This is a genomic window from Roseateles sp. P5_B10 (genome assembly GCF_056400485.1).
This window is the reverse complement of record NZ_JBFULE010000032.1, coordinates 1-21,120: the sequence shown is the minus strand read 5'-3', so window position 1 is coordinate 21,120 and position 21,120 is coordinate 1. Positions and strand designations below refer to the sequence as shown.

The window sequence follows — 21,120 nt, the reverse complement described above, 5'->3', positions numbered from 1 at the left end:
GTGCTATCTGCGCAACGAGCGCGCCCTGCGCTTCTTTGAGCTGGCCGGCTTCAAGCGTGAACTCGGCAGCGCCCGCACCTCCGAAGTCGGCGGTGCGCGTGTCGAAGAGATCCGACTGCATCGCTCCCTCGTCTGAGGCCATCGCACCGTGAGCAAAGCGCCCTGCGGGGCGCTTTGTCTTTTCCTTGGTGCTGTCGTCAAGGTATCTGGGTGTTCCGGGCCGAGCGCCGGGCCGCTCCCTAGCCGGCCCGCGCTGGCGAAGTGCTTGCGGCTCAACGCCGCAAGCGTCGCCGTCCCCTCGGGGGACCGGTCAGGCGCGCCCGCGTTCAGCAGGGCGAGACTGGACGAGGGGTCCTATTTCAAGCCGCGTAACCGCCAGTGGCCAGGGCCCAGCCATCGGTGGCGTCGTCGTGGCGCTGGATGTGCACGGGGCTGAGCTTCTTGGCGGCCGCGCGCTCGACCAGGTTCTCCGCCTGCTCGGCCGTCAGCTGCAGCGCGAAGCGGGCCCAGCGCTTTTGCACCAGGGGCAGGGTCCAGGCATCTTCAAGTGCCCAGCGGATCTGATGCGGCTCCTGCAGCTCGGCAGCCGCCAGCACGCGAGGGGCCAGGGCGAGCAGGAAGCGGTTGAAGTCGGTGCGCAGCGTGTCGGTGGGCAGCAGGGCCTCGAGGCGGCTCAGGCGGGCGCTCCAGCCGGGCGTGGCGAGCTGGCGCGTGACCAGGGCCTGCAGGGCCTGGATGGGGTTGAACAGCCGCAGCCGGTTGGGCGGCAGCACGTGGAGCGGGATCAGCGCGGCTTGCTCGTGGCTCAGCGGTGTGACAAAGCTGGCCAGCACGGCCAGGCGCTGCCACTCGGCCTCGGCCAGGCCGCCAATGCGCGTGATGGGCCCGGCGGCGCAGCTGGCGGCCATGTCGGCCAGCGCAGCGTAGCCACGGTGGCCCTTGGCCCGGTTGGCGCGGCGGCTCATGACGGCCAGGTTGCCGGCCGCGTAACCGGCATCGTCGCGGACGCGGTCGATGCTGGTGCTCTCGCCGTCCAGCAACTCCCGGCTGATGGGGCAGTGCTGGGTTTCCAGCTGGGCGAGATGGTGCGGCGTGAGCTGGATGTCCTCGAAGCTGCGGCCGCGTGCCCACGCGTGGGTGCGCAGGGCCAGCCAGCGCTCGACCTGCGGGCTGGCAGGCGTGCGCACCGGGCGGCCACGTGAGGCCAGCCAGCCGCGCTGCAGTGGCGACTGCGGGTAGAGATGGGCGATGGGCGGCGTGATGCCATGCAGGGCGTAGTCGCGGCCCAGGGCCAGGCCGGTGCGCTCGTGGGCGCTGACCAGAGCAGGGGTGTCGTCCATGTCCAGGTCGAACTGGACCAGCGGGCTGCTCTGGAGGCGGGGGGCGATCTGGGCGTTGATGACGGCTTGCATGACTGACTCCTGATTGAGAGGCACGCCTGAGAGTCGCGGGCCTTGGATATCAGTTTGTGAGCCAGGTAGCTCAATAGGTGATCTACCCTGTGAAAAAAATCAGATGCGCATAAAAAAAGGCACCGTAAGGTGCCCTTCGGAAGGCCGACGGAAACTCAGCCGCGGCGCCGGCGCAGCCTGGCGCCCACCACGGCGACTCCCGCAAGGGTCAGGACCATCGAGCCCGGTTCGGGCACGCTGGTCACGCTGAGGAGCAAGGACATGCAGCCCTGCTGCTGATGGCAGCCGGACGCAAGAATGGTTCCGTTGTCGTTGATCCGCTGGGCCGTGCCGATCAGCCAGTCGGACGAGCCGACCAGGTTGTTCAGGTCGTACATGGTGCCCCCCGTGTAGAGGAAGCCATGACTGAAGCCGTCGATGCCGTTGTTGGAAATGCCAACGACGTCGCCCGCGGCGTTGATGTCTTTGCCCTGGCTGTAGGAGCCGCCCAGGGTGCCCAGATCGATCATCTGCCCGCCGCTGTACCGGAAGGCGCGAGTGAAGCTGTCCGCGGTGTAGGAATATCCGGTGGCCTGACCCCCATCGTTGATGGCCGCCGGAATGCTGAGGGCCGACCCCAAGGTGCCGAGGTCCGTCATTGCGCCCTGGCTGAAGATGGCCGCATGGCCGCCGGCAGTGCCGAGGATCTGGCTGTGGTTGTTGATGGCCGTGACGTCGGTGAAGCTGGCGCCCAGGGTGGCCAGATTGATCATCTGCCCGCCGCTGTAGAGGAAGGTCGCGGAGTTCTTGTTGCCGGCGGTGACCGACATTCCTACGACCTCACCCGCGTTGTTGACGCCGTAGGCTTGGCTGAAGCTTCCGCCCAGCGTGCCCAGGTCGGTCATCTGCCCGTTGCTGTAGAGGAAGGCACGGATGTCGGGATAGCTGCTGGAATAGGACCCGCCCACCACCTGGCCGACGTCGTTGATGGCTTGGGCGTCGGTGGGGCTGTACCCGTTGCCCAGCGGATTGGTCCCGCCCAGGCCGCCGATGTTTACCGTGTTGCCGCTGCCGTACAGGAAGCTATACGTCGCGCCATTGGCATTGGGCAGATAGGCCAGCCCAGTCACCTGGCCGGCGTTGTTGAGGTCCTTGGCATAGCTGGTGGGATATAGCGATTGCACGGCCAGCGGTGTGACCGAATAGGTCGGCGCTGCAGCCATGCACTCGGCGCCAAGGGCTGCCCAGAAAAGTCCCGCGCAGATTTGACGCAAGAATGATGTCGACGGATTCATGTCACTCTCCCTGCCTGCTCCCGGATGTTTGGCATCCGTGAAGCAGGCTATTGATTTGTTGGCCGATTCAAGCCCGCCGAGTGTGCAGAGATGCCAGCGGTCGGGGCACTGAGAAAACCCGAATGGACCGCACCGAACGCTTTTACAAGATCGAGCAGCTGATCCGCTCCCGCGGCTGCGTGTCATTCGCCGAGTTGATCGAGGCGCTGGAGGTGTCGCCGGCCACGCTCAAGCGCGACCTGGCCTACCTGCGGGAGCGGCTGGACGCGCCCATCGAGTACGACGCCGGCGAGAACGGCTACCGTTTCGGCCAGCAGTGGCGTGGCGGCAAGCATGAGCTGCCGGGGGTCTGGTTCAACGAGGCCGAACTGCACGCCCTCCTGACCATGCAGCAGATGCTGGCCGGCCTGGATGAGCAGGGTGTCGTGGGCCGCCACCTGCAGCCCATGTTCGACAAGATCACCGGCATGCTGGGCGTGGATGCGGCCGAGGCCGATGAGCTGCGGCGGCGCGTCAGGCTGATTGGCACCGCACGCCGGCGCATGGCCAGCGACAGCTTCGAGACCGTGGGCAGCGCCGTCGTCAAGCGCAAGCGCCTGGCCATCCGCTACCGCAAGAAACGCGATGGGGCGGGCAGCGAACGCGAGGTCTCGCCCCAGCGCCTCGTGCATCATCGCCACGCCTGGTATCTGGATGCCTGGTGCCATGCCAGCGACGCCTATCGCCGCTTTGCCCTGGACGGCATCGAGGCGGCGACGCTGCTGGACGCCGACGCCCGGCCTGTGCCCCTGGCTGAGCTGGAAGCCGAACTCGACCAGGGCTACGGCATCTTCGCCGGTGGCACGCCGCGCGAGGCCGAGCTGGTCTTCAGCGCCGGCACGGCGGCCTGGGTGTCGCGCGAGGAATGGCACCCGGCCCAGCAGAGCGAATTCCTGCCCGACGGCCGCTGGCGGCTGCGCCTGCCCTATGTCGATGACACCGAGTTGCTGATGGACCTGCTGCGCCATGCCGGCCAGGTGGAGGTGCTGGCGCCGGCCGCCTTGCGCGAGGCCTATGCGCAGCGCTTGCGGCAAGCGGCCGCGGCCTTGTAGGACAAGCCCGCTTCAATCGTGGTGGGGCATGTCAGGCCATGTCCAATCGCGTTAGGCTGCAAGCGTGTTTGATCCCCCGATCAAGGAGCCAGCGATGAGTGATACCAGCCAGGCAAAGGAAAAATTGGCCTCGGACTTCCGTGCGGTGATGGAAGACATCGACGCGCTGATGACGGCCACGACCAACAAGGCGGACGGCGAGGTGAAGGCCTTGCGCGCCCGCATCCAGGACCGGCTGTCCGGTGCCAAGGACAAGCTGCTGGACGCCCAGCATGAAGCCCTCCAGCGCGCCAAGGATGCCGCCGTCGCCACCGACGACTATGTGCATGCCAACCCCTGGCAGGCCATCGGTGCCGCGGCAGCCGTGGGCCTTGCGATTGGCGTGTTGATCGGCCGCCGCTGAGCCCCGCTTGAGCGACGCCAAGGAACCCGTCTCCGCGCCGCTGCGGCGGCTCGGGGTGTCGTTGCTGACGCTCAGCCGCATTCGGCTTGAGCTGTTTGCTATCGAGGCCCAGGAGGAGAAGGAGCGTATCGCCAGCCTGCTGCTTTGGGCGGTGCTGGCCGCGCTGCTGGCGGGCTTTGGCCTGCTGATGGGGCTGGTGTTGATCACGGTCGCCTTCTGGGACGATCACCGGCTGCTGGCTCTGGGCGGCGGCACGGTCGTTCTGATCGCTGCGGCCGTCGTCGCCGTGCTCAAGGTCAAGAAGCTGATCGATCAGCCGGCTAGCCTGTTCCAGTCCAGCATCGGTGAGTTGYGCGCTGACGCCGAAGCGCTGCGCCGGCCAGGGCCATGATCCCCAGGATCCCGGCCGACCCGGCTCTGCGCAGCGAGCGCAAGGCCAATCTGCTGCTGGCCTCCGAGTTGATGCGCGGCCAGGCTGCGTTGTCGGTGGACGATGTCGGCCAGCGCGCTGACGGCTGGGTGCTGCGCATCCTGGCCTGGCGCGATCTGCTGTCCAACCCCATCGTGCTCGCCGCGGCCGGCGGCGGAGCGGCCTTGTTTGCCGGCGCGGGGGCAGACCGACGCGGCAAGCTCTGGCGCGGGCTGCGCTGGGCCTGGCTGGCCTACAAGGTCTGGGGCCGGCGCAAGCGCTAGGCTAGCGGGCTGTCGCGGCCGCGCATGTGAGCCGGGGTGCTGTCCAACTCAGGCAGCCAGGGCATGGCCGAGTCTTTCCAGACCTGCACCACGGGCTTGAGCTGGGCACGTTCGTTCACGCAGCCCAGGCGGATGTTCAGCGTCTTGGGTACGTCGGCTTCCGTGGCGAAGAGCTGGGTGCCGCAATCCCCGCAGAAGGCCTGTGCACGGCGGTTGCCGCTGGCTGCGACCTTCACATACTGCTTGGGCGTGCCCTGCAGCTCGACCTGCTCGACCGGTATGGACACCACCGCCCGGAAGGGGCCGCCCGAGATGATCTGACAGTCGGCACAGTGGCAGGCAAAGACCTTGGCGGGATCGGCAGTCGCCGAGAAACGGATGGCGCCGCAGTGGCATTGACCGGTGATTTGCATATGGGCCCCTGGGCTTCAGTTGTCGGCCGCGTCCAGCCGCTTCATGCGCTCGCTCTGCCAGTAGACGTCGTCGCCGCCCAGCCCGTCGAGATTGGCGCGATTCAGCACGCGAGCCAGCACGAAGAGCAGGTCGGACAGGCGATTCAGGTACTGGCGCGGCGCTGCGCGCACGGCCTCTGTGGCGGCCACCTGGATGACGGCGCGCTCGGCACGGCGGGCAATCGTGCGACAGACATGGGCGATCGCCGCGCTGCGCGTGCCGGCCGGCAGGATGAATTCCTTGAGCCGCGGCAGATGCTCGTTGTAGTGCTCCAGCGCTTCATCCAGGCGCAGCACGGCGGCGTCCTTCAGCAGTTCGCCGCCGGGCCAGGACAGCTCCCCACCCAGGTTGAAGAGCTCATGCTGGATGGTGACGATGAGGTCGCGGATGTCGTCGGGCAGGGGTTCGGCCAGCAGCAGGCCGAGGTTGGAGTTCAGCTCGTCGACGTCGCCCATGGCCTGCACGCGCAGATGGGTCTTGGGCACGCGGCTGCCGTCGGACAGGCCGGTGGTGCCGTCGTCGCCGGTGCGGGTGGCGATCTGTGAAAGTCGGTTGCCCATGATGGCGGTGCAGGTCGGTGATCGGACCTGCATCCTGCCTGAATCTTCAGGCCACGGCCGCTTTGGGTGGCAAGGTGTTGACCAGGATGCGCTTCATCACGGTGAGGTACTGCTTGAACAGGCTGCCGGTGTTGTAGCGCAGGCCGTATTGGCGGCACAGCGCCTGCACCTGCGGCGCGATCTCGACGTAGCGGTGCGCCGGCATGTCGGGGAAGAGGTGGTGCTCGATCTGGTGGCTCAGGTGCCCCGTGAGGATGTGGAACCAGCGCCCGCCGGTGAGGTTGCTGGAGCCGGCCAGTTGGCGCAGATACCAGTCGCCGCGGGTCTCGTTCAGGCAGTCCTCCTGCCGGTAGATGGCCACATGCTCGGTGAAGTGGCCGCAGAAGATCACCACATAGGTCCACAGGTTGCGGATCAGGTTGGCCGCGAAGTTGCCGGCCAGCACGCGCGGCGCGCTCCACAACGCCAGCGCTGGGAACAGCAGATAGTCCTTGAACCACTGTTTACCCACCTTGCCGAGGAAGCGGTTCAAGCGCTCCTTGAACACGGGCTTGGGGATGGCGCCGTGCTTGTAGCGGCCCAGCTCCAGGTCATGCGAACCGACGCCGTACTGGAAGCCCAGGGCCAGCATCAGGTTGGCCAGCGGCTGCAGCCAGTGGCGCGGCTTCCACTTCTGCTCGGGCGTCATGCGCAGCAGGGAGTAGCCCAGGTCGCGGTCCTTGCCGAGGATGTTGGTGTAGGTGTGGTGGGTGACGTTGTGCGAATGGCGCCAGGCCTCGCCGTCGCAGGCGATGTCCCACTCGAAGGTCTGGGAGTTCAGCGCTGGGTCACCCGTCCAGTCGTACTGGCCGTGCATGACGTTGTGGCCGATCTCCATGTTGTCCAGGATCTTGGCGTGGGCCAGCGCCAGCACGCCGGCGATCCAGCTCAAGGGGCCGACACCGAAGTGCAGCAGCGCGCGGCCACCCACCTCGCTGGCGCGGCAGATGGCAATCATCTTGCGGATGTGGTCGACGTCGGCCTGGCCGAGGGAGTTCATGACGCCGGCGCGGATGGTGTCGAGTTCGGCCTGGAACTCGTCGACTTGGGAGCGGGTCAGGAAGTGCATGATCAAAGGTCCAGTTCGAGGTCGGAGCGGGCGGCGCTGACGCACAGCCGGATCAATTCGTTGGGCGCGCTGGACAGCTCGCCCGTGTGCAGGTGCTGCACCGTGCCGCTGCGCTTGACGCATTGGCAGGAGCGGCAGATGCCGATGCGGCAGCCATGCTTGGGTGCCAGGCCGGCGGCCTCGGCCTGGTTCAGCAGCGGCGCGGCGCCCAGCGACGCGAAGCCGGTGGCGCTGCGCAGCAGCTGCACGCGCACCGGGGCGCTGAGGGCCTCGGCCGCCAGCGGCGCGGCGGCAAAGCGTTCGCTGTGCAGCGGCGCGGTGGTGCCGTGCGCCTGCCAGTGCGCGTGTATCGCATCCATCAGCCCGGCGGGGCCGCACACCCAGGTGGCGCGCTCGGCCAGGTCGGGCACCTGCGCCTGCAAATCGGCTGGCGTGAGATGGCCGACGCTGGTGGTGAAGTGTTGAATCAGGCGCAGCCCCGGCATGGCTGCCAGCTCGGCGGCAAAGATCTGTTCGACCGGGCTGCGGCAGCTGTGCACAAAGACCACACGGTCGGCCGCGCCGCGTGCCTGGAGCTCGCGCAGCAAGGCCATCACCGGCGTGATGCCGCTGCCCGCGCTGAGCAGCAGGATCTTGTCCGGCCACACGGCGGGCAGCACGAACTCGCCCATCGCCGGGCCGAGCGTCAGCACATCGCCCACGCGCACGCTCTCATGCAGATGCGTGGACACCCGCCCCTGTCGCTTGACCGTGATCGCCAGCAGGCGCGAGCCCGGGCGCGACGTCAGCGAGTACATGCGCTCGTGCCGGCGACCGTTGATCTCCACCGTCAGCGACACGAACTGCCCGGCGCGGGCGCCACGCCACATCGCGTTGGGGCGCAGCACCAGCGTGCGGGTGTCGGCCGTCTCGGCGATGCACTTGACCACCCGGGCCTTCACCTGATGCAGGGACAGCAGCGGGTGCAGGGCCTGCAGGCTGTCCTCGACCGCGCTCTCGCGCACGATGGCCGCCACCCAGGGGTGTTGCAGCGCGGCGCGCAGCGGGCGAGTCAGGGCTTCTAGGCGGGTGGGGAGGTGCGTTTRCATGGTTGCATTGTGTACGTTTGTACACAAACATACAAGCCACTAAACCCGGGCGGTGCGCCATGCTGTGTACAAATAGGCAGTCAAGCGGGTGAAGCTACGATACGAGTGTTCACAAAATAACCTGCCATGTCCGACACCCCCGCCGACAAGCTTTCCCGCGCCGAGCGCAAGGACCTGACCCGTGCCAGCCTCACCCAGGCCGCGCTCGCGCTGATGGGCGAGGGGCGCAGCTTCACCAGCCTGGGCATCCGCGAGATCGCCCGCGAGGCGGGCATGGTGCCCAACGGCTTCTACCGGCACTTTCGCAACACCGACGAGCTGGGCCTGGCGTTGGTGGAGGAGGTGGGCATCAGCCTGCGCCGGCTGCTGCGCGAGGCGCGCCAGGGCGGCGCGGCACCGGCCGACCGCGTGCGGGTGTCGGTCGAGGTCTATTGCAGCTATGTGCAGCAGCACCGGCTGCTGTTCCTTTTCATCAGCAGCGAGCGCGGTGGCGGCAGCCGCATCCTGCGCCTGGCCATCCGCAACGAGGTGCGCCACTTCACCAACGAGATGGCGCAGGACTTCCGCGCCATCGGCGCCTACCCCGACATGCCCACGGCCACGCTGCAGATGGTGTGCGGGCTGATCGTCAACACCATGCTGGCGGCAGCGCCCGAGATGCTCGACCTGCCGCCCCAGCAGCCGCTGCTGGAGGCCGAAATGATGGACAACTTCGTGCAGCAGCTGCAGGTGGTGCTGCTGGGCGCGGCGGCCTGGCGGGTCAACCCAGACTGAGCCCGCCCCTCAGCGCTGGGCGACCGGCATGCGGAAGGTGTTGACCAGGCCCGACAGCTTCTCGGCCTGCTGCTGCAGGCTCATGCCGGCGGCGGCGGTTTCCTCCACCAGCGCGGCGTTCTGCTGCGTCAGCTGATCCATGTGCGAGACGGCCTCGCTGATCTGGCCGATGCCGGTGCTCTGCTCGCTGGACGCGCGGCTGATGCTGGTGACGAGCTCGGCCAGAGAGCGGATGGCGTCGACGGTTTCGCGCATCGTTGCGCCGGCGCCCTTCACGAGGCGGGCGCCGTCCTCGACCTGGCCGACGCTGGTGGAGATGAGGACCTTGATCTGCTTGGCAGCCTCGGCCGAGCGGCCAGCCAGCGCGCGCACTTCCGACGCGACGACGGCAAAGCCGCGGCCCTGCTCGCCGGCCCGCGCGGCCTCCACGGCGGCGTTCAACGCCAGGATGTTGGTCTGGAAGGCAATGCCGTCGATGACGGCGATGATTTCCTCGATGCGCCGGCTGCTGGCCTCGATGGCGCCCATGGTGCTGACGACCTGGTCGACGGCCGCGCCACCCGAGATGGCGACCGTGCAGGCGCGCTGGGCCAGGCTGCTGGCGTCGCCGGCCTGATCAGCATTGCTGCGCACGGTGGCGGTCAGCTGCTCCATGGAGCTGGCGGTTTCCTCGAGCGCCGAAGCCTGCTGCTCGGTGCGCTGCGACAGGTCGCGGTTGCCCGAGGCCAGTTCCTGCGAGGCTTGCGCCACCTCGCCGGCATTGCTGCGCACCTCGCCGATGACGCCGCACAGGCTGTCGCGCATGGCCAGCAGCGCCATCGTCAGCTGGCCGATCTCGTCGCGCGCGCTGACGATGACGTCGCCGCTGAGGTCGCGTTCGGCGATCTGCTGGGCCAGGCCGGCGGCATGCTGCAGCGGCACGGTGATGCTGCGCGAGATGCCGCGCGCGAGCAGGAAGACGGCGCCCAGCATGAAGGCCAGCAGGCCGAAGACGACCCAGCTGCTGGTGCGCAGGCTGGACACGCGCGCGCCGAGCATGCCGTCCAGCGCATCCATTGCCTCCTCGGCAACGACATACATCGCGTCGATGGTGCGGGTGTAGCTGGCGATGTAGTCGGGCGCCGCGTAGRCCAGCTCCTCCTTGGCAATCAGCTCGTCGCGGGTCAGCTTCAGCGAGCCGCGCACCTGTTCGTCCAGTGCGGCGATCTTGCTGCCCAGCCGGCTCTTGAGGTCGGCATTGACGGCGAAACTCTTGTCGAAGGCCGTGCCCATGCCGGCATGCTGGTCGGCGGCCTGCTGCACGAGGCCGGCCAGCAGGGTGCGGCCTTCTGGGCCGATCTTGCCTTCAGCCAKAAAGCCGGCGCCACGCGCTCGCGCCTGGCCCAGGGCCTCGGTGGCGATGGGCAGCCGCGTCAGCGTCGCGCTGATCAGGAAATAGGTGTCGGCCTCGGGGTCGAGGATGAGGCCGGACTGGTCGACGAGCTGGTCCAGCAGTTTGAAATAGACGGCGATGAGCTGGGCGTGCAGGGTGCTGCTCTCGGCCGCCTTCAGTCCCTTGGCGCCCACCTGGCTGGACAGGCTGTCCCAGCGCGTGCGCGCTTCCTGCCAGGTCTGGCGCATTGCGTCGTTCGCGCCATCGCCCTTCAGCATGGTGTCGACGGCGGCAACCTGCTTGACCACCTCGGCGTTCTTGGCCGAGCGTGCCGTCTGCACCGAGTCGTTGCCGCCCAACACGGCAGCCGACAGACCGCGGTGCTGCTGGGTCAGCTGGGCCAGCCGCACGAGCGTCCGCGCGGGCGCCAGGCCTTCGAGCTCGCCCTGCGCCGCCTGAGCCAATTGACGCGCCTGGCGCACCTGGAAGGCCGAAGGGATGCTGATGGCCACCAGCACCAGCAGGGTCAGCAGCATCAGCTTGCGGCTGATCGTCAGAGTGGTCGTCGGGCTCATGGCGTTCTCCTCGTTGGCAAGGCCCTGCTGCGGCGCCGATTCAGTGTCGGCGGCCGCTGCGGTGGAAGGCCGGTTTGTGCACGGGTGCCTCATGCGGCTTGAAACCCTGGGCCGACGTCCAGCGCGGCGCGGGCGGGGCGTCGTGGGGCGGTGGCGGGTGACCGAAGACCTCGCGCCAGCGCGCGGCCAGCAGATCGAAGCGCACCGCGCCGAAAGCGATGAGGGCAACGGCCGCGACGAGCAGCAGCCAGGTCAGGGTCGGGTCCATGCAGGTCTCCCGGGGTTCGCTGTGTGCCCCATGCTGTCACCATGCGAGGGGCACTGCAACACAATCCTTGTCTGACCCCCTGGAGTTGGCCATGAACGCGCCCGAATCCTTCTCGCCCGCCCCACTCCCGGCCGCGCTGCTGGACAGCCTGCGTGCCGACTTCGCCGAGCGCTGCTCGATCGCCCTGGCCGTGCGTGAGCAGCATGGCCGCGACGAATCCGTCTTCGACGTACCACCGCCGCAGGCCGTCGTCTTTGCCGAAAACGAGGCCGAGGTCGCGCGCGTGGTGGCGCTGTGCGCCCTGCACCGCGTGCCCGTCATTCCCTACGGCGCCGGCTCGTCGCTGGAAGGCCATCTGCTGGCCGTGCAGGGCGGCATCAGCCTGGACGTGTCGCGCATGAACCAGGTGCTGCGCATCGACGCCGAGGACCTGACGGTGACTGTGCAGCCTGGCGTCACGCGCAAGGCGCTCAACGAAGCGCTCAAGCACGAAGGCCTGTTCTTCCCCATCGACCCCGGCGCCGACGCCAGCCTGGGCGGCATGGCCGCCACGCGCGCCAGCGGCACGAACGCGGTGCGCTACGGCACGATGCGCGAGAACGTGCTGGCGCTGCGCTTCGTGTCGGCCAGTGGTGAGGTCATCCGCAGCGGCTCGCGCGCGAAGAAGAGCAGCGCCGGCTACGACCTGACGCGCCTGGTCATTGGCAGCGAAGGCACGCTGGGCGTCATCACCGAGCTGACCGTCAAGGTCCACCCGCTGCCCGAAGCCGTGTCGGCCGCGGTCTGCTTCTTCCCCAGCATCGACGCGGCCGTGCGTACGGCCATGCAGATCATCCAGATCGGCGTGCCCATCGCCCGCTGCGAGCTGCTGGACGCGAACGCCATCAAGGCCGTCAACGCGCACGACAAGCTGGGCCTGAAGGAGGCGCCCATGCTGCTGATGGAATTCCACGGCAGCGAGGCCGGCGTGGCCGAGCAAGCGGCCACCGTGCAGGACGTGGCGGCGGACTTCGGCGGCGAAGCCTTCGAATGGGCCACGACGCCCGAGGCGCGCACGCGGCTGTGGACCGCGCGCCACCACGCCTATCTGTCAGGCCTGCAGATGCGCCCCGGCTGCCGCGCGGTGACGACGGACACCTGCGTGCCCATCTCGCGCCTGGCCGAGAACATCAACGCCTCCATCGCCGAGGTCGAAGCCGCCGGTCTGCCCTACTTCATCGTTGGCCATGTCGGTGACGGCAACTTCCACATGGCCTATCTGCTGGACCCGGTCGACCCCGAAGAGCTGGCGACGGCCGAGCGGCTCAGTGCGCAGATGGTGGCGCGGGCGATTGCTCTCGAAGGCACGTGTACGGGCGAGCATGGGATTGGGTTGCACAAGCAGGGCTTCCTGCTGGACGAGACCGGCGAGGAAGCGGTGGGGTTGATGCGCGCGGTGAAGCAGGCACTGGATCCGTTGGGCATCTTCAATCCGGGGAAGATCTTTGCGGGTTGAGCCGTTTCCTGTGTGTCGTGCCTTGAGCAAATCGGGCCACACTAGGTAGTCATTCGAACCCATGCTGAGGCCAGCAAATGACACCAACTGAGCTTCGCCAGTTGCTCCTCTATGGAGAGTCGACGGACGAGAATTTCAAGAGGTTGCCGCCTGAAGCCGGCGGCATCTGGTGCAGTCGCCCCACGCGAGAGCAGGTCGAGCGTGGCCGCTATTTCATGTATCTACGGGTGGCTCTCCTTGCCGCCGCAACGATCTACCTTTTCTACTTCCATAGAGGCATAGGTGAAGCGAGAGTGCTTCCATGGATCATTGCTTGCTACGAGTTCGCGTACTACACCCTACGAAAAGAGAAGGACGAACAGGATCACTTACTCGCACGAGAGCGTTATACGAGCCGTGTAGATGAGCTTATCCATGCCTTGCATCCACGCTGGAAGCCGGAGAAGGTTTAGCCGATGGACACCACTGCCGCCCCTCCCGTTGGCGCGCTGCGCCAGTTCGATGACCTGCCCGGCCCGCGCGGTGTGCCGGTATTCGGCAACCTGCTGCAGATCGACTCGACGCGGGTGCATCAGCAGGTGGAGGCCTGGTGCGAGGAGTTCGGGCCGATCTTCAGGCTCAGGCTGGGCAAGCGCCGCCTCGTCATCGTCGGTGACCACGAGCTGATCAGCACGGCACTGCGCGACCGGCCTGATGGCTTTCGGCGCACGCAGCGGCTGGAGGACATCGGCCGCGAGATGGGGCTGAACGCGGGCCTGTTCGGCTCCAACGGCGAGGCCTGGAAGCGCCAGCGGCGCATGGTCATGGCTGGGCTGGGCCCGGTGCATGTGAAGCGCTACTACCCGTTCCTGCTGCGCGTGGCCGAGCGCCTCGTCGGCCGCTGGCAGATCGCCGCGCGCGAGGACCGGCGCATCGAGCTGCAGGCCGACCTGATGCGCTTCACGGTGGACGCGGTGGCGGGCCTGGCCTTTGGCGAGGACGTCAACACGCTGCAGTCCGACGAGGACGTCATCCAGCAGCACCTGAACCGCATCTTCCCGATGCTGTTCAAGCGCATCTTTGCGCCGCTGCCACTGTGGCGCTGGTGGCCCTCGGCCGAGGACCGCGCACTCACGCACAGCGTCGCTGAGGTGAACGTGGCGGTGCAGGGCTTCGTCGCCAAAGCGCGGGCACGGATGGCCGCCAACCCGGGGCTGCGCGAGGAGCCCGGCAACTTGCTGGAAGGCATGCTGGTGGCGGCCGACGAACCCGGCAGCGGCATCGACGACGAGCAGGTGGCTGGCAATGTGCTGACCATGCTGCTTGCCGGCGAGGACACGACGGCCAACACGCTGGCCTGGATGATCTGGCTGCTGTGGCAGCACCCCGACGCGCTGGCCCAGGCGCGGGCCGAGGTGGACCGCATTTGTGGTGAGGCCGCGCTGCCGACGCTGGAGCAGCTCGGCGCGCTGGACTTCGTCGAGGCCTGCGCGCACGAGACGATGCGGCTGCGGCCGGTGGCGCCCATCAACGTCATGCAGGCCATGCGCGACGCGCGTGTGGGCGATGTGCAGGTGCAGGCCGGCATGATCGTCATGGCCGTCATGCGGCGCGATGCCACGAGCGAGCGCCACCTGACCAACGCGACCGCTTTCGACCCCGCGCGCTGGCTGGTGGATGCCAAGCAGGCCGGCGCAGCCAAGCGGCTGAGCATGCCCTTCGGTGCCGGGCCGCGCATCTGCCCGGGGCGCTACCTGGCGCTGATGGAGATCAAGCTGGCCATGGCCACGCTGCTGCGGCACTTCGACATCACGGCGGTGGATACGCCCGACGGCCAGGCGCCGCGTGAGCTGCTGCAGCTGGCGATGGGGCCCGTGGGCTTGTCGATGCGACTGGCACGGCGCTCGGCCGCTGCGTGACGGCTGAGCCTCCAGATATCGATTCTGGTATCGATCACACCGTCGAATTCATCGCCCCGGACTTGAGCGCATTCTCATAGAGGGCGCGAGTGGATTGCGCAGGGGTCGCCATGGCGTCAATCAGGGAAAAGCAGGTGTCCAAATGATTGCGCTACCACACAATCTAGCGCAACGACAAAAATGGAGACGCCGTTGAAGACCCTTTCCATCGCCTGCCTCGCCGGGGGCCTGGCCCTCAGCGGCCTGGGCGTCGCCAGCCCGCAGACGGACGCCGAAGCCCAGGCCCGCCAGATCGTCGCCAAGCTGACGCTCGACGAGAAGACGGAGCAGCTGCTCAACGGCGCGCCGGCCATCCCGCGGTTGAACATCCCGGCCTACAACTGGTGGACGGAGTCGCTGCACGGCGCCTTCGGCCCCGGTGCGACGACGAACTTCCCACAACCCATCGGCCTGGCCGCCAGCTTCAACGACCGCCTGATGCAGGACGTGGCGGCCAGCATCAGCACCGAGGTGCGGGCCGTCTACGCGCTGGGGCGCGGCAAGCCCAACCCGAACAAGATAGGCGGCGCGCTGGACACCTGGTCGCCCAACATCAACATCTTTCGCGATCCGCGCTGGGGGCGGGGCCAGGAAACCTATGGCGAGGACCCCTTCCTGACCGCGACGCTCGGCAAGGCCTTCGTGCACGGCATGCAGGGGCCGGACCCGGCGCTGCCACACGTCATCGCCAGCCCCAAGCATTTCGCCGTGCACAGCGGCCCCGAATCCACGCGGCATTCGGTGGACGTGTGGGTCTCGGCGCAGGACCTGGAGGACACCTACCTGCCCGCCTTTCGCGCGGCAATAGTCGACGCGCAGGCCGGCTCCATCATGTGCGCCTACAACCGGGTCAACGGCGAGCCGGCCTGCGCCAGCCACAGCCTGCTGGTGAAGACGCTGCGCCAGGACTGGAAGTTCAACGGCTACGTGGTGTCGGATTGCGACGCCGTCGTCGACATCCATGCCCACCACAAGTACGCGCCCGACGCCCCGGCCGGAGCCGCCGCCGCCCTCAAGGCCGGCGTGGACAACGAGTGCAATGGCGCCACGCTGTCGCACACGCCGGGCCTGGGCGAGCGCTACAAGCAGGCGCTGGCGCGCGGCTACATCCGCGCGGCCGACATCGACAACGCGCTGGTGCGCCTGTTTGCCGCGCGGCTGCGCAATGGCGATCTGCCGGGGCTGGGCGAGCGCAGCTTCCCGAAGGCCGAGGCGATCAACTCGGCCGATCAGCGCGCGCTGGCGCTTCGCGCCGCGCTCGAGAGCCTGGTGCTGCTGAAAAATGACGGCGTGCTGCCGCTGCGCGCCTCGGCCCGCATCGCCGTCGTCGGCCCGCTGGCCGATGCCCGCCGTGTGATGCGGGGCAACTACTCGTCCGGCCAGACCGGGCCGACGCAGACCGTCTTCGAGGGCCTGCGCCAGCAGTTCCCGGCGGCGCAGGTCAGCCTCGTGCCCTTCGGCCCCTCGATCACCGACGGCGACCCGGTGCCCGCCAGCGCCTTCGTCGCGCCCGACGGCAGCCCGGGGCTGCGTGCCAGCTATTTCAAGCTCCAGCCTGGCTCCCCAGTGGCGCCGGGCAAGCGCCGTTTTCAGGAGAAGGCCTTCGCCAGCCACGGCGTGGCGCAGCTCGACTCACGCGTGCGCGACTTTCCCGAGTCCGGCGAGGTGACGCGGGTGGTCTTGACGGGCTTCTTCGTCGCCCCCGAGACGGGCAGCTACCGACTCGGCGTTGCGGGTGCCAAAGGCCAGGTGCGCGTCGCCGGCCGTGATGTGACGCTGGCCAGGCGCCCGACGCAATGGGCCGAGCCGGTGGCCTTGACGCAGGTGGACCTCAAGCAGGGCGAGCGCTATGCGCTGCAGTTCGAGACGGAGTCCGGCGCCGGGGCGCCGCCCGGCATGGTCTGGAAGCGCGTTTCCCGCCAGCCGCTGGCTGACCTGCGCGCCGCCGTGCAGGGCGCTGACGTGGTGGTCGCCGTCGTCGGCCTGACGTCGGACCTGGAAGGCGAGGAGATGCCCGTCAAGATCGAAGGCTTCCAGGGAGGCGACCGCACGACACTGGACTTGCCGGCGGACCAGCGCGCCTATCTCCAGGCCGCGGCGCAGGGGAGCAAGCCACTGGTGGTGCTGAACCTGAGCGGCAGTGCCATCGACCTGTCCTGGGCGCAGGCGAATGCGGCGGCGGTGCTGCAGGCCTGGTACCCGGGCGAGGGTGGCGGCCAGGCCATCGCCCAGGTGCTCAGCGGTGCGGCCAACCCGGCGGGGCGGCTGCCGGTGACCTTCTACCGCAGCGCGAGCGACCTCCCGCCGTTTGACGACTACCGCATGGCCGGGCGCACCTACCGCTTCTTTGACAAGCCGGTGGTCTACCCGTTCGGCCATGGCCTGAGCTATTCCAGCTTCCGCTACGAGGCGCCCAAGCTCGAGGTGCAGGACGACGGCAAGGACGTGGGCCTGGTGGTGCGCACGGCCATCACCAACACCAGCACGCGCGATGGCGACGAGGTGGCCCAGCTCTACCTGGCGCCGCCGCGCTTCGAGGGCGGGCCGCGCCTGGCGCTGCGTGGCTTTCAGCGCCTGCATCTGAAGGCGGGCGAACGGCGCGAGCTGAGCTACCGGCTCGATGCCCGCGACCTGAGCTTCGTGGACCGCGACGGCGTGCGCCAGGTCATGCCTGGCAGCTATGGCCTCAGCGTGGGCGGCGGCCAGCCGGACACCGGCGCTCCGGTCGAACGCGCGACCTTCTCGCTGGCGCGCCAGGTGCTGCTGCCGCATTAACCCATCAACTCGTTGGACAACGACCATGCGATCACTTCTCTCCACCTTGCTGGCCCTGCTGCTGGCCTCCGCTGCCACATGCGCCCTCGCGCAGGACGGCACCATCCACCCGCTGCAGGCGCCCGCCGAGCCACGCGCCATCCCGCTCGGCACCGGCGGCGTCGACAAGCAGCCGGCCGCCGAGAGCTGGTTCCGTCAGTGGGGCGAGCCGATGGTGCGCAACGTCACCACCGCCACGCTGACGCCCTACCTGCCCGCGCCGGGCAAGGGCAATGGCGCGGCAGTGCTGGTGGCGCCGGGCGGGGGCTTCCGCTGGCTGTCGATCAACAACGAGGGCTGGAAGGTGGCCCAGGCGCTGGCCGACCAGGGCATTGCCGCCTTCGTCCTCAAGTACCGGCTGCAGCCGACGCCGGACTCGCTCGACGGCTTCAAGGACTCGATGAACCGCATGTTCACCGCGGCCGGATCGAGCGACGGCAACCCGCGCTCACTGGTGCCCGACCTCGCCAACCAGCTTGCCGACGCCGAAGCGGCCCATGCCCTCATCCTCTCGCGCGCCAAGGAATGGGGCGTCGACACCAGGCGGCTGGGCATGGTGGGCTTCTCGGCCGGCGCGGGCCTGACGATGCACAGCACGCTCAACTCCAAGACCATGAAGCTCGCCTTCATCGCGCCGATCTACGGCGGCATGGGGCCGGTCGACGTGCCCAAGGACGCGCCGCCGATGTTCAACGTCATCGCCAGCGACGACTTCCTGTTCCGCGGCCAGATGGGCGTCGTCAAGTCCTGGTTCGATGCCGGCCGGCCGGTCGAATTCCATCTCTACCAGAACGGCGGCCATGGTTTTGGGCTCGGCTACCCGGGCAAGACCGCCGAGGGCTGGTTCCCGGCCTTCGTCCGCTGGTTGGACGTGAATGGCTTTCTGAAGGCCGGCGCGGCAAAGTAGAGGTCTGTTGCCGCCAGACCTTCGCCATGCTCACCTTCCGCATCCCGTGCCTCGCCGCCGTGGCATCTGCCGCGCTGCTCATCAACCCCGCGGCAGGCGCCTCGGTCGCGGAGAAGGAAGCCATGGCAGTGACCCAGGCTGCGTGCGACGCCTTCCGCCTGCGCGACCTGGCGGCGCTTGAACGCCTGCTCGCACCTGAGTTCAACCTCGTCAGCACCAACGCCGAGGTTCAGAGCCGGGCGCAGGCGCTCCAGGAAGTGCGCGATGGCGACCCGCAATATGAGCGCTTCGAGAACCACAGCATGACGGCGCGCATGTATGGCGACGCGGCGGTGGTGCAGGGCATCACCTCACTGAAGGGCCGGTCCGGCGGCAAGCCCTTCGCGGTCGATGTGCGCTTCACCGACACGCTGATCCGGGTCAATGGCCGCTGGTCGATCGTGGTCAGCCATGTCACGCGCATGCCGTCCTAGTCCCGAGTGATCAGGACGCCTCGCATCGGGCCGTCCACAAACATCCCCGGCGCGGCCAGGCGGGATTCACCACAATCCTGCGCTTTCGCCGTTTTCTTGAGGAGATACCCATGTTCAGCCACGTGATGGTCGGTACCAACGACATCGAGCGCAGCAAGCGCTTTTATGACGCGGTGCTCGGCACGCTCGGCGTGCCCGAGGGCTTTCGCAACCAGGGGCCCTCGGGCCACCAGCGGGTGTTCTACCGCCATGCGGGCGGCACGTTCTGCATGAGCCAGCCGATCAACGGTGAGCCGGCCTCGCATGCCAATGGCGGCACCATCGGCTTCGGGTGCGCGTCGCCCGAGCAGGTGCAGGCTTTCCACGACGTGGCGGTGGCCCACGGCGGAGAGTCCATCGAGCAGCCGCCGGGCCTGCGCGAGGGGGCGCTCGGCGCGATGCACCTGGCCTATGTGCGCGACCCGGACGGCAACAAGCTCTGCGCGCTCCACCGCATCAAGACGGCTTGAGCCGACGACCGAGGCCCATGAAAAACGCCGCCCGAGGGCGGCGTTCCTGTCTTCGGCGAGCGCTCTTTAGAACATCGCCTTGAACTGCACGCCATACGTGCGCGGCTCGTTGATGAAGCCGGTCAGGTTGTTGAAGTCGATGGCACCCGTCACGCGGATCTGGTTGGTCACGTTGCGCACGAAGCCGGCGGCTTCGTACTTTCCGTTGCCCCACAGATAGCCCACGCGCACGCCGCCTTCGGTCAGGCTCTTGCCCGTGAACTCGGTGGCCTCGTACAGGAAGAAGTTGACCTTGGAGCGGTAGGCCCAGTCGGTATAGACGTAGACCTCGTCGCCGCTGGCGAGAGGAATGCTCCAGCGCGCGGTGAGGTTGTAGGTCCACTTGGGCGCGTTGGGCAGCGAGTTGCCGTCGACCATCGCGTTGTTACCGACGATGGGGTCCTGCACCGTCGGGAAGGCGCCATTGACCTTCAGCGAGCCGCCCGGAGGCACGCCCAGGCCGGCGTCCTTGAGCTTGGTGTTGTTCAGCGAGCCGCCGAAGGTGACCATCAGGTCGGGCGTGATCAGCGCTTCGAGGTTGATCTCGGCGCCGGTGCCGGTGGCCTTCTTGGCATTGAGCAGGCGGGTGGCGTTGACGCTGCCGCCCACGGCCGTCAGCTGCAGGTCCTTGACGGTGTAGCTGAACAGCGAACCCGACAGGCGCAGCGTGCGCTTGAGCAGTTCGCTCTTGAAGCCCACTTCATAGGAGTTGACGGTTTCCGGGCTGGCCTGCGATTGGCCGGCGAAGGCCGATGCGTTCTGCATGGACGACGCGCGGAAGCCATTGGCGTAGCGGGCGTAGAGGTTGGTGTCGGCGTCGAGCTTGTAGGTGGCCGACAGGTCGCCGCTCCACTTGCCGTCGTCGGTACTGGCGCTGGTGCCGGTGGAGGTGTTGAACAGGCCCGTGCCGGCGTGGGTGGTGGACAGGTCCTTCTTGTCCTTGGTGTAGCGCAGGCCGGCGCGCAGCTTGAGCTCATCGCTGACGGCGTAGTTGAGCGAGCCGAACACCGCGCCGGCCTTGTTGGTTTGCGCGCTGTAGATGTGGTCGACGTCGGCGTGGGTCGTCGTGTTGTAGGTGATGTTGTCGATCGTGTACTTCTCGTCGAAGAGATACACGCCCGCCTGCCAGCTCAAGGGACCGGCGGTGTTGGACTCGAGGCGCACTTCCTGCGTCAGCTGGCGGTGGCCGTTCATGCCGCTGCCGGTTTCGGACTGGAAGGGGATGCCGGGTGCGCCGGGCACGCCGCCGTCGATGTCGCCGCGGGACAGCGGCTTCACATGCTCATAGCCGCTGATGGCGTAGATGTTCAGCCCGGGCACGGACCACTTCAGGCGCAGGCTGCCACCGGTCTGCTTCAAGGTCTGGTCGTTGACGCCATTGAAGGCGGCCTTCTCGGCGTCGAAGCCGTCGGCCAGGTCGTTCGTGCCGCGCTTGATGGCGTTGGCACGGAACAGGCGCGGGCTGCCGTTGAGGTCGCGCACGTGCAGGTTGGCCAGGGCGCTGAACTGCTTGTGCGGCTCGTACAGCACCTGGGCGCGCACGGCGCTGTCGCGGTAGCCCTCGGTCTTGGGCGTGACGGCGCCGGGGGCGGTGTTCTCGGCCCAGTCGCCACGGCGCTGGCTTTGCGCGGAGATGCGGGCAGCCCAGTCGCCGCTCAGGGGCAGGTTGGCCGCGCCTTCGAGGTTCAGCGTGCCGTAGTTGCCCACCGTGACGCTGGCGTAGCCGTCCTGCTTGTGGCTGGGCTTGATGGAGTCGAACTTGACGACGCCGGCCGGCGTGTTGCGGCCGAACAGCGTGCCCTGCGGGCCGGCGACGACTTCCACCGCGGCGGTGTCGAAGATGGGGAAGCCCTTCAGGATGGGGTTCTCCTGGAT

21 protein-coding genes and 1 pseudogene are annotated in these 21,120 nt (G+C 68.0%); 13 read left to right on the top strand and 9 right to left on the bottom strand.

Going from position 1 to position 21,120, the window contains the following annotated elements:
* A pseudogene (locus AC1DU6_RS04415) lies at positions 1–136 on the top strand (GNAT family N-acetyltransferase); the annotation flags it as partial.
* A 223-nt stretch (positions 137–359) separates the two neighbouring features.
* Here the strand turns inward: AC1DU6_RS04415 and AC1DU6_RS04410 are convergent.
* Together AC1DU6_RS04410 and AC1DU6_RS04405 are read right to left on the bottom strand one after the other, a co-directional pair.
* Complete coding sequence (locus AC1DU6_RS04410; RefSeq protein ID WP_477856170.1) at positions 360–1,412, bottom strand: hypothetical protein; 1,053 nt, start codon at positions 1,410–1,412, stop codon at positions 360–362.
* A 155-nt stretch (positions 1,413–1,567) separates the two neighbouring features.
* Positions 1,568–2,614 carry a PEP-CTERM sorting domain-containing protein gene (locus AC1DU6_RS04405; protein WP_477856169.1) on the bottom strand — a complete coding sequence of 349 codons (1,047 nt, stop codon included), beginning with the start codon at positions 2,612–2,614 and terminating at the stop codon, positions 1,568–1,570.
* 194 nt (positions 2,615–2,808) lie between these two features.
* Here AC1DU6_RS04405 and AC1DU6_RS04400 point away from each other — a divergent pair, with 194 nt between their 5' ends.
* The 4 genes from AC1DU6_RS04400 to AC1DU6_RS04385 all read left to right on the top strand — a co-directional run bounded on the left by AC1DU6_RS04400 (position 2,809) and on the right by AC1DU6_RS04385 (position 4,873).
* Positions 2,809–3,777, top strand: a complete 969-nt coding sequence (locus tag AC1DU6_RS04400) for a helix-turn-helix transcriptional regulator (RefSeq protein ID WP_056191016.1) — start codon at positions 2,809–2,811, stop codon at positions 3,775–3,777.
* Positions 3,778–3,871: 94 nt separating this feature from the next.
* On the top strand, positions 3,872–4,180 hold the full coding sequence (locus AC1DU6_RS04395) for an ElaB/YgaM/YqjD family protein (RefSeq protein ID WP_056191014.1): 309 nt from the start codon (positions 3,872–3,874) through the stop codon (positions 4,178–4,180).
* 7 nt (positions 4,181–4,187) lie between these two features.
* Complete coding sequence (locus tag AC1DU6_RS04390; protein ID WP_477856168.1) at positions 4,188–4,571, top strand: phage holin family protein; 384 nt, start codon at positions 4,188–4,190, stop codon at positions 4,569–4,571.
* Complete coding sequence (locus AC1DU6_RS04385) at positions 4,568–4,873, top strand: hypothetical protein (protein ID WP_457323797.1); 306 nt, start codon at positions 4,568–4,570, stop codon at positions 4,871–4,873. Before AC1DU6_RS04390 ends, AC1DU6_RS04385 begins: the two co-directional genes overlap by 4 nt.
* Here AC1DU6_RS04385 and AC1DU6_RS04380 read toward each other — a convergent pair.
* Genes AC1DU6_RS04380 through AC1DU6_RS04365 form a run of 4 tightly spaced genes read right to left on the bottom strand, consistent with a single transcriptional unit; the run spans position 4,870 to position 8,082 of the window.
* The gene (locus AC1DU6_RS04380; protein ID WP_457323796.1) at positions 4,870–5,286 is read right to left on the bottom strand and encodes a GFA family protein; all 417 of its coding nucleotides are present in this window, start codon (positions 5,284–5,286) and stop codon (positions 4,870–4,872) included. The genes AC1DU6_RS04385 and AC1DU6_RS04380 overlap by 4 nt on opposite strands.
* A gap of 15 nt (positions 5,287–5,301) precedes the next feature.
* Positions 5,302–5,886: a cob(I)yrinic acid a,c-diamide adenosyltransferase gene (locus AC1DU6_RS04375; protein WP_457323795.1), complete on the bottom strand. Its 585-nt coding sequence runs from the start codon at positions 5,884–5,886 to the stop codon at positions 5,302–5,304.
* A gap of 46 nt (positions 5,887–5,932) precedes the next feature.
* A complete protein-coding gene (locus tag AC1DU6_RS04370) occupies positions 5,933–6,994 on the bottom strand; it encodes a fatty acid desaturase family protein (RefSeq protein ID WP_477856167.1) in 1,062 nt (353 codons plus the stop codon).
* A gap of 2 nt (positions 6,995–6,996) precedes the next feature.
* Positions 6,997–8,082, bottom strand: a complete 1,086-nt coding sequence (locus AC1DU6_RS04365; RefSeq protein ID WP_477856166.1) for a ferredoxin reductase — start codon at positions 8,080–8,082, stop codon at positions 6,997–6,999.
* Between the two features lie 126 nt (positions 8,083–8,208).
* Here AC1DU6_RS04365 and AC1DU6_RS04360 point away from each other — a divergent pair, with 126 nt between their 5' ends.
* Positions 8,209–8,856, top strand: coding sequence for a TetR family transcriptional regulator (locus tag AC1DU6_RS04360; RefSeq protein ID WP_457323792.1), 648 nt, complete (start codon positions 8,209–8,211; stop codon positions 8,854–8,856).
* 9 nt (positions 8,857–8,865) lie between these two features.
* Here the strand turns inward: AC1DU6_RS04360 and AC1DU6_RS04355 are convergent, their stop codons facing one another.
* The gene (locus AC1DU6_RS04355; RefSeq protein WP_477856165.1) at positions 8,866–10,803 is read right to left on the bottom strand and encodes a methyl-accepting chemotaxis protein; all 1,938 of its coding nucleotides are present in this window, start codon (positions 10,801–10,803) and stop codon (positions 8,866–8,868) included.
* A 40-nt stretch (positions 10,804–10,843) separates the two neighbouring features.
* The gene (locus AC1DU6_RS04350) at positions 10,844–11,071 is read right to left on the bottom strand and encodes a hypothetical protein (RefSeq protein ID WP_056190997.1); all 228 of its coding nucleotides are present in this window, start codon (positions 11,069–11,071) and stop codon (positions 10,844–10,846) included.
* Between the two features lie 91 nt (positions 11,072–11,162).
* Here AC1DU6_RS04350 and AC1DU6_RS04345 point away from each other — a divergent pair, with 91 nt between their 5' ends.
* The 7 genes from AC1DU6_RS04345 (at position 11,163) to AC1DU6_RS04315 (ending at position 19,206) form a co-directional block, all read left to right on the top strand.
* Positions 11,163–12,566, top strand: a complete 1,404-nt coding sequence (locus AC1DU6_RS04345) for an FAD-binding oxidoreductase (RefSeq protein ID WP_477856164.1) — start codon at positions 11,163–11,165, stop codon at positions 12,564–12,566.
* A gap of 77 nt (positions 12,567–12,643) precedes the next feature.
* Positions 12,644–13,018, top strand: a complete 375-nt coding sequence (locus AC1DU6_RS04340) for a hypothetical protein (RefSeq protein WP_457325851.1) — start codon at positions 12,644–12,646, stop codon at positions 13,016–13,018.
* Between the two features lie 3 nt (positions 13,019–13,021).
* Entirely contained in the window at positions 13,022–14,464 is a 1,443-nt protein-coding gene (locus AC1DU6_RS04335) for a cytochrome P450 (protein ID WP_477856163.1), read from the top strand.
* A gap of 192 nt (positions 14,465–14,656) precedes the next feature.
* Complete coding sequence (locus tag AC1DU6_RS04330) at positions 14,657–17,278, top strand: glycoside hydrolase family 3 C-terminal domain-containing protein (protein ID WP_477856162.1); 2,622 nt, start codon at positions 14,657–14,659, stop codon at positions 17,276–17,278.
* Between the two features lie 25 nt (positions 17,279–17,303).
* Positions 17,304–18,224 (top strand): alpha/beta hydrolase, encoded by a 921-nt coding sequence (locus AC1DU6_RS04325; protein ID WP_457325484.1) that lies wholly within the window; start codon positions 17,304–17,306, stop codon positions 18,222–18,224.
* 26 nt (positions 18,225–18,250) lie between these two features.
* Entirely contained in the window at positions 18,251–18,697 is a 447-nt protein-coding gene (locus AC1DU6_RS04320; protein ID WP_477856161.1) for a nuclear transport factor 2 family protein, read from the top strand.
* 110 nt (positions 18,698–18,807) lie between these two features.
* Positions 18,808–19,206 carry a VOC family protein gene (locus AC1DU6_RS04315; RefSeq protein ID WP_057297470.1) on the top strand — a complete coding sequence of 133 codons (399 nt, stop codon included), beginning with the start codon at positions 18,808–18,810 and terminating at the stop codon, positions 19,204–19,206.
* A gap of 66 nt (positions 19,207–19,272) precedes the next feature.
* Here AC1DU6_RS04315 and AC1DU6_RS04310 read toward each other — a convergent pair.
* A partial coding sequence (locus tag AC1DU6_RS04310) for a TonB-dependent receptor (RefSeq protein WP_477856160.1) occupies positions 19,273–21,120 on the bottom strand: 1,848 nt, incomplete at its 5' end.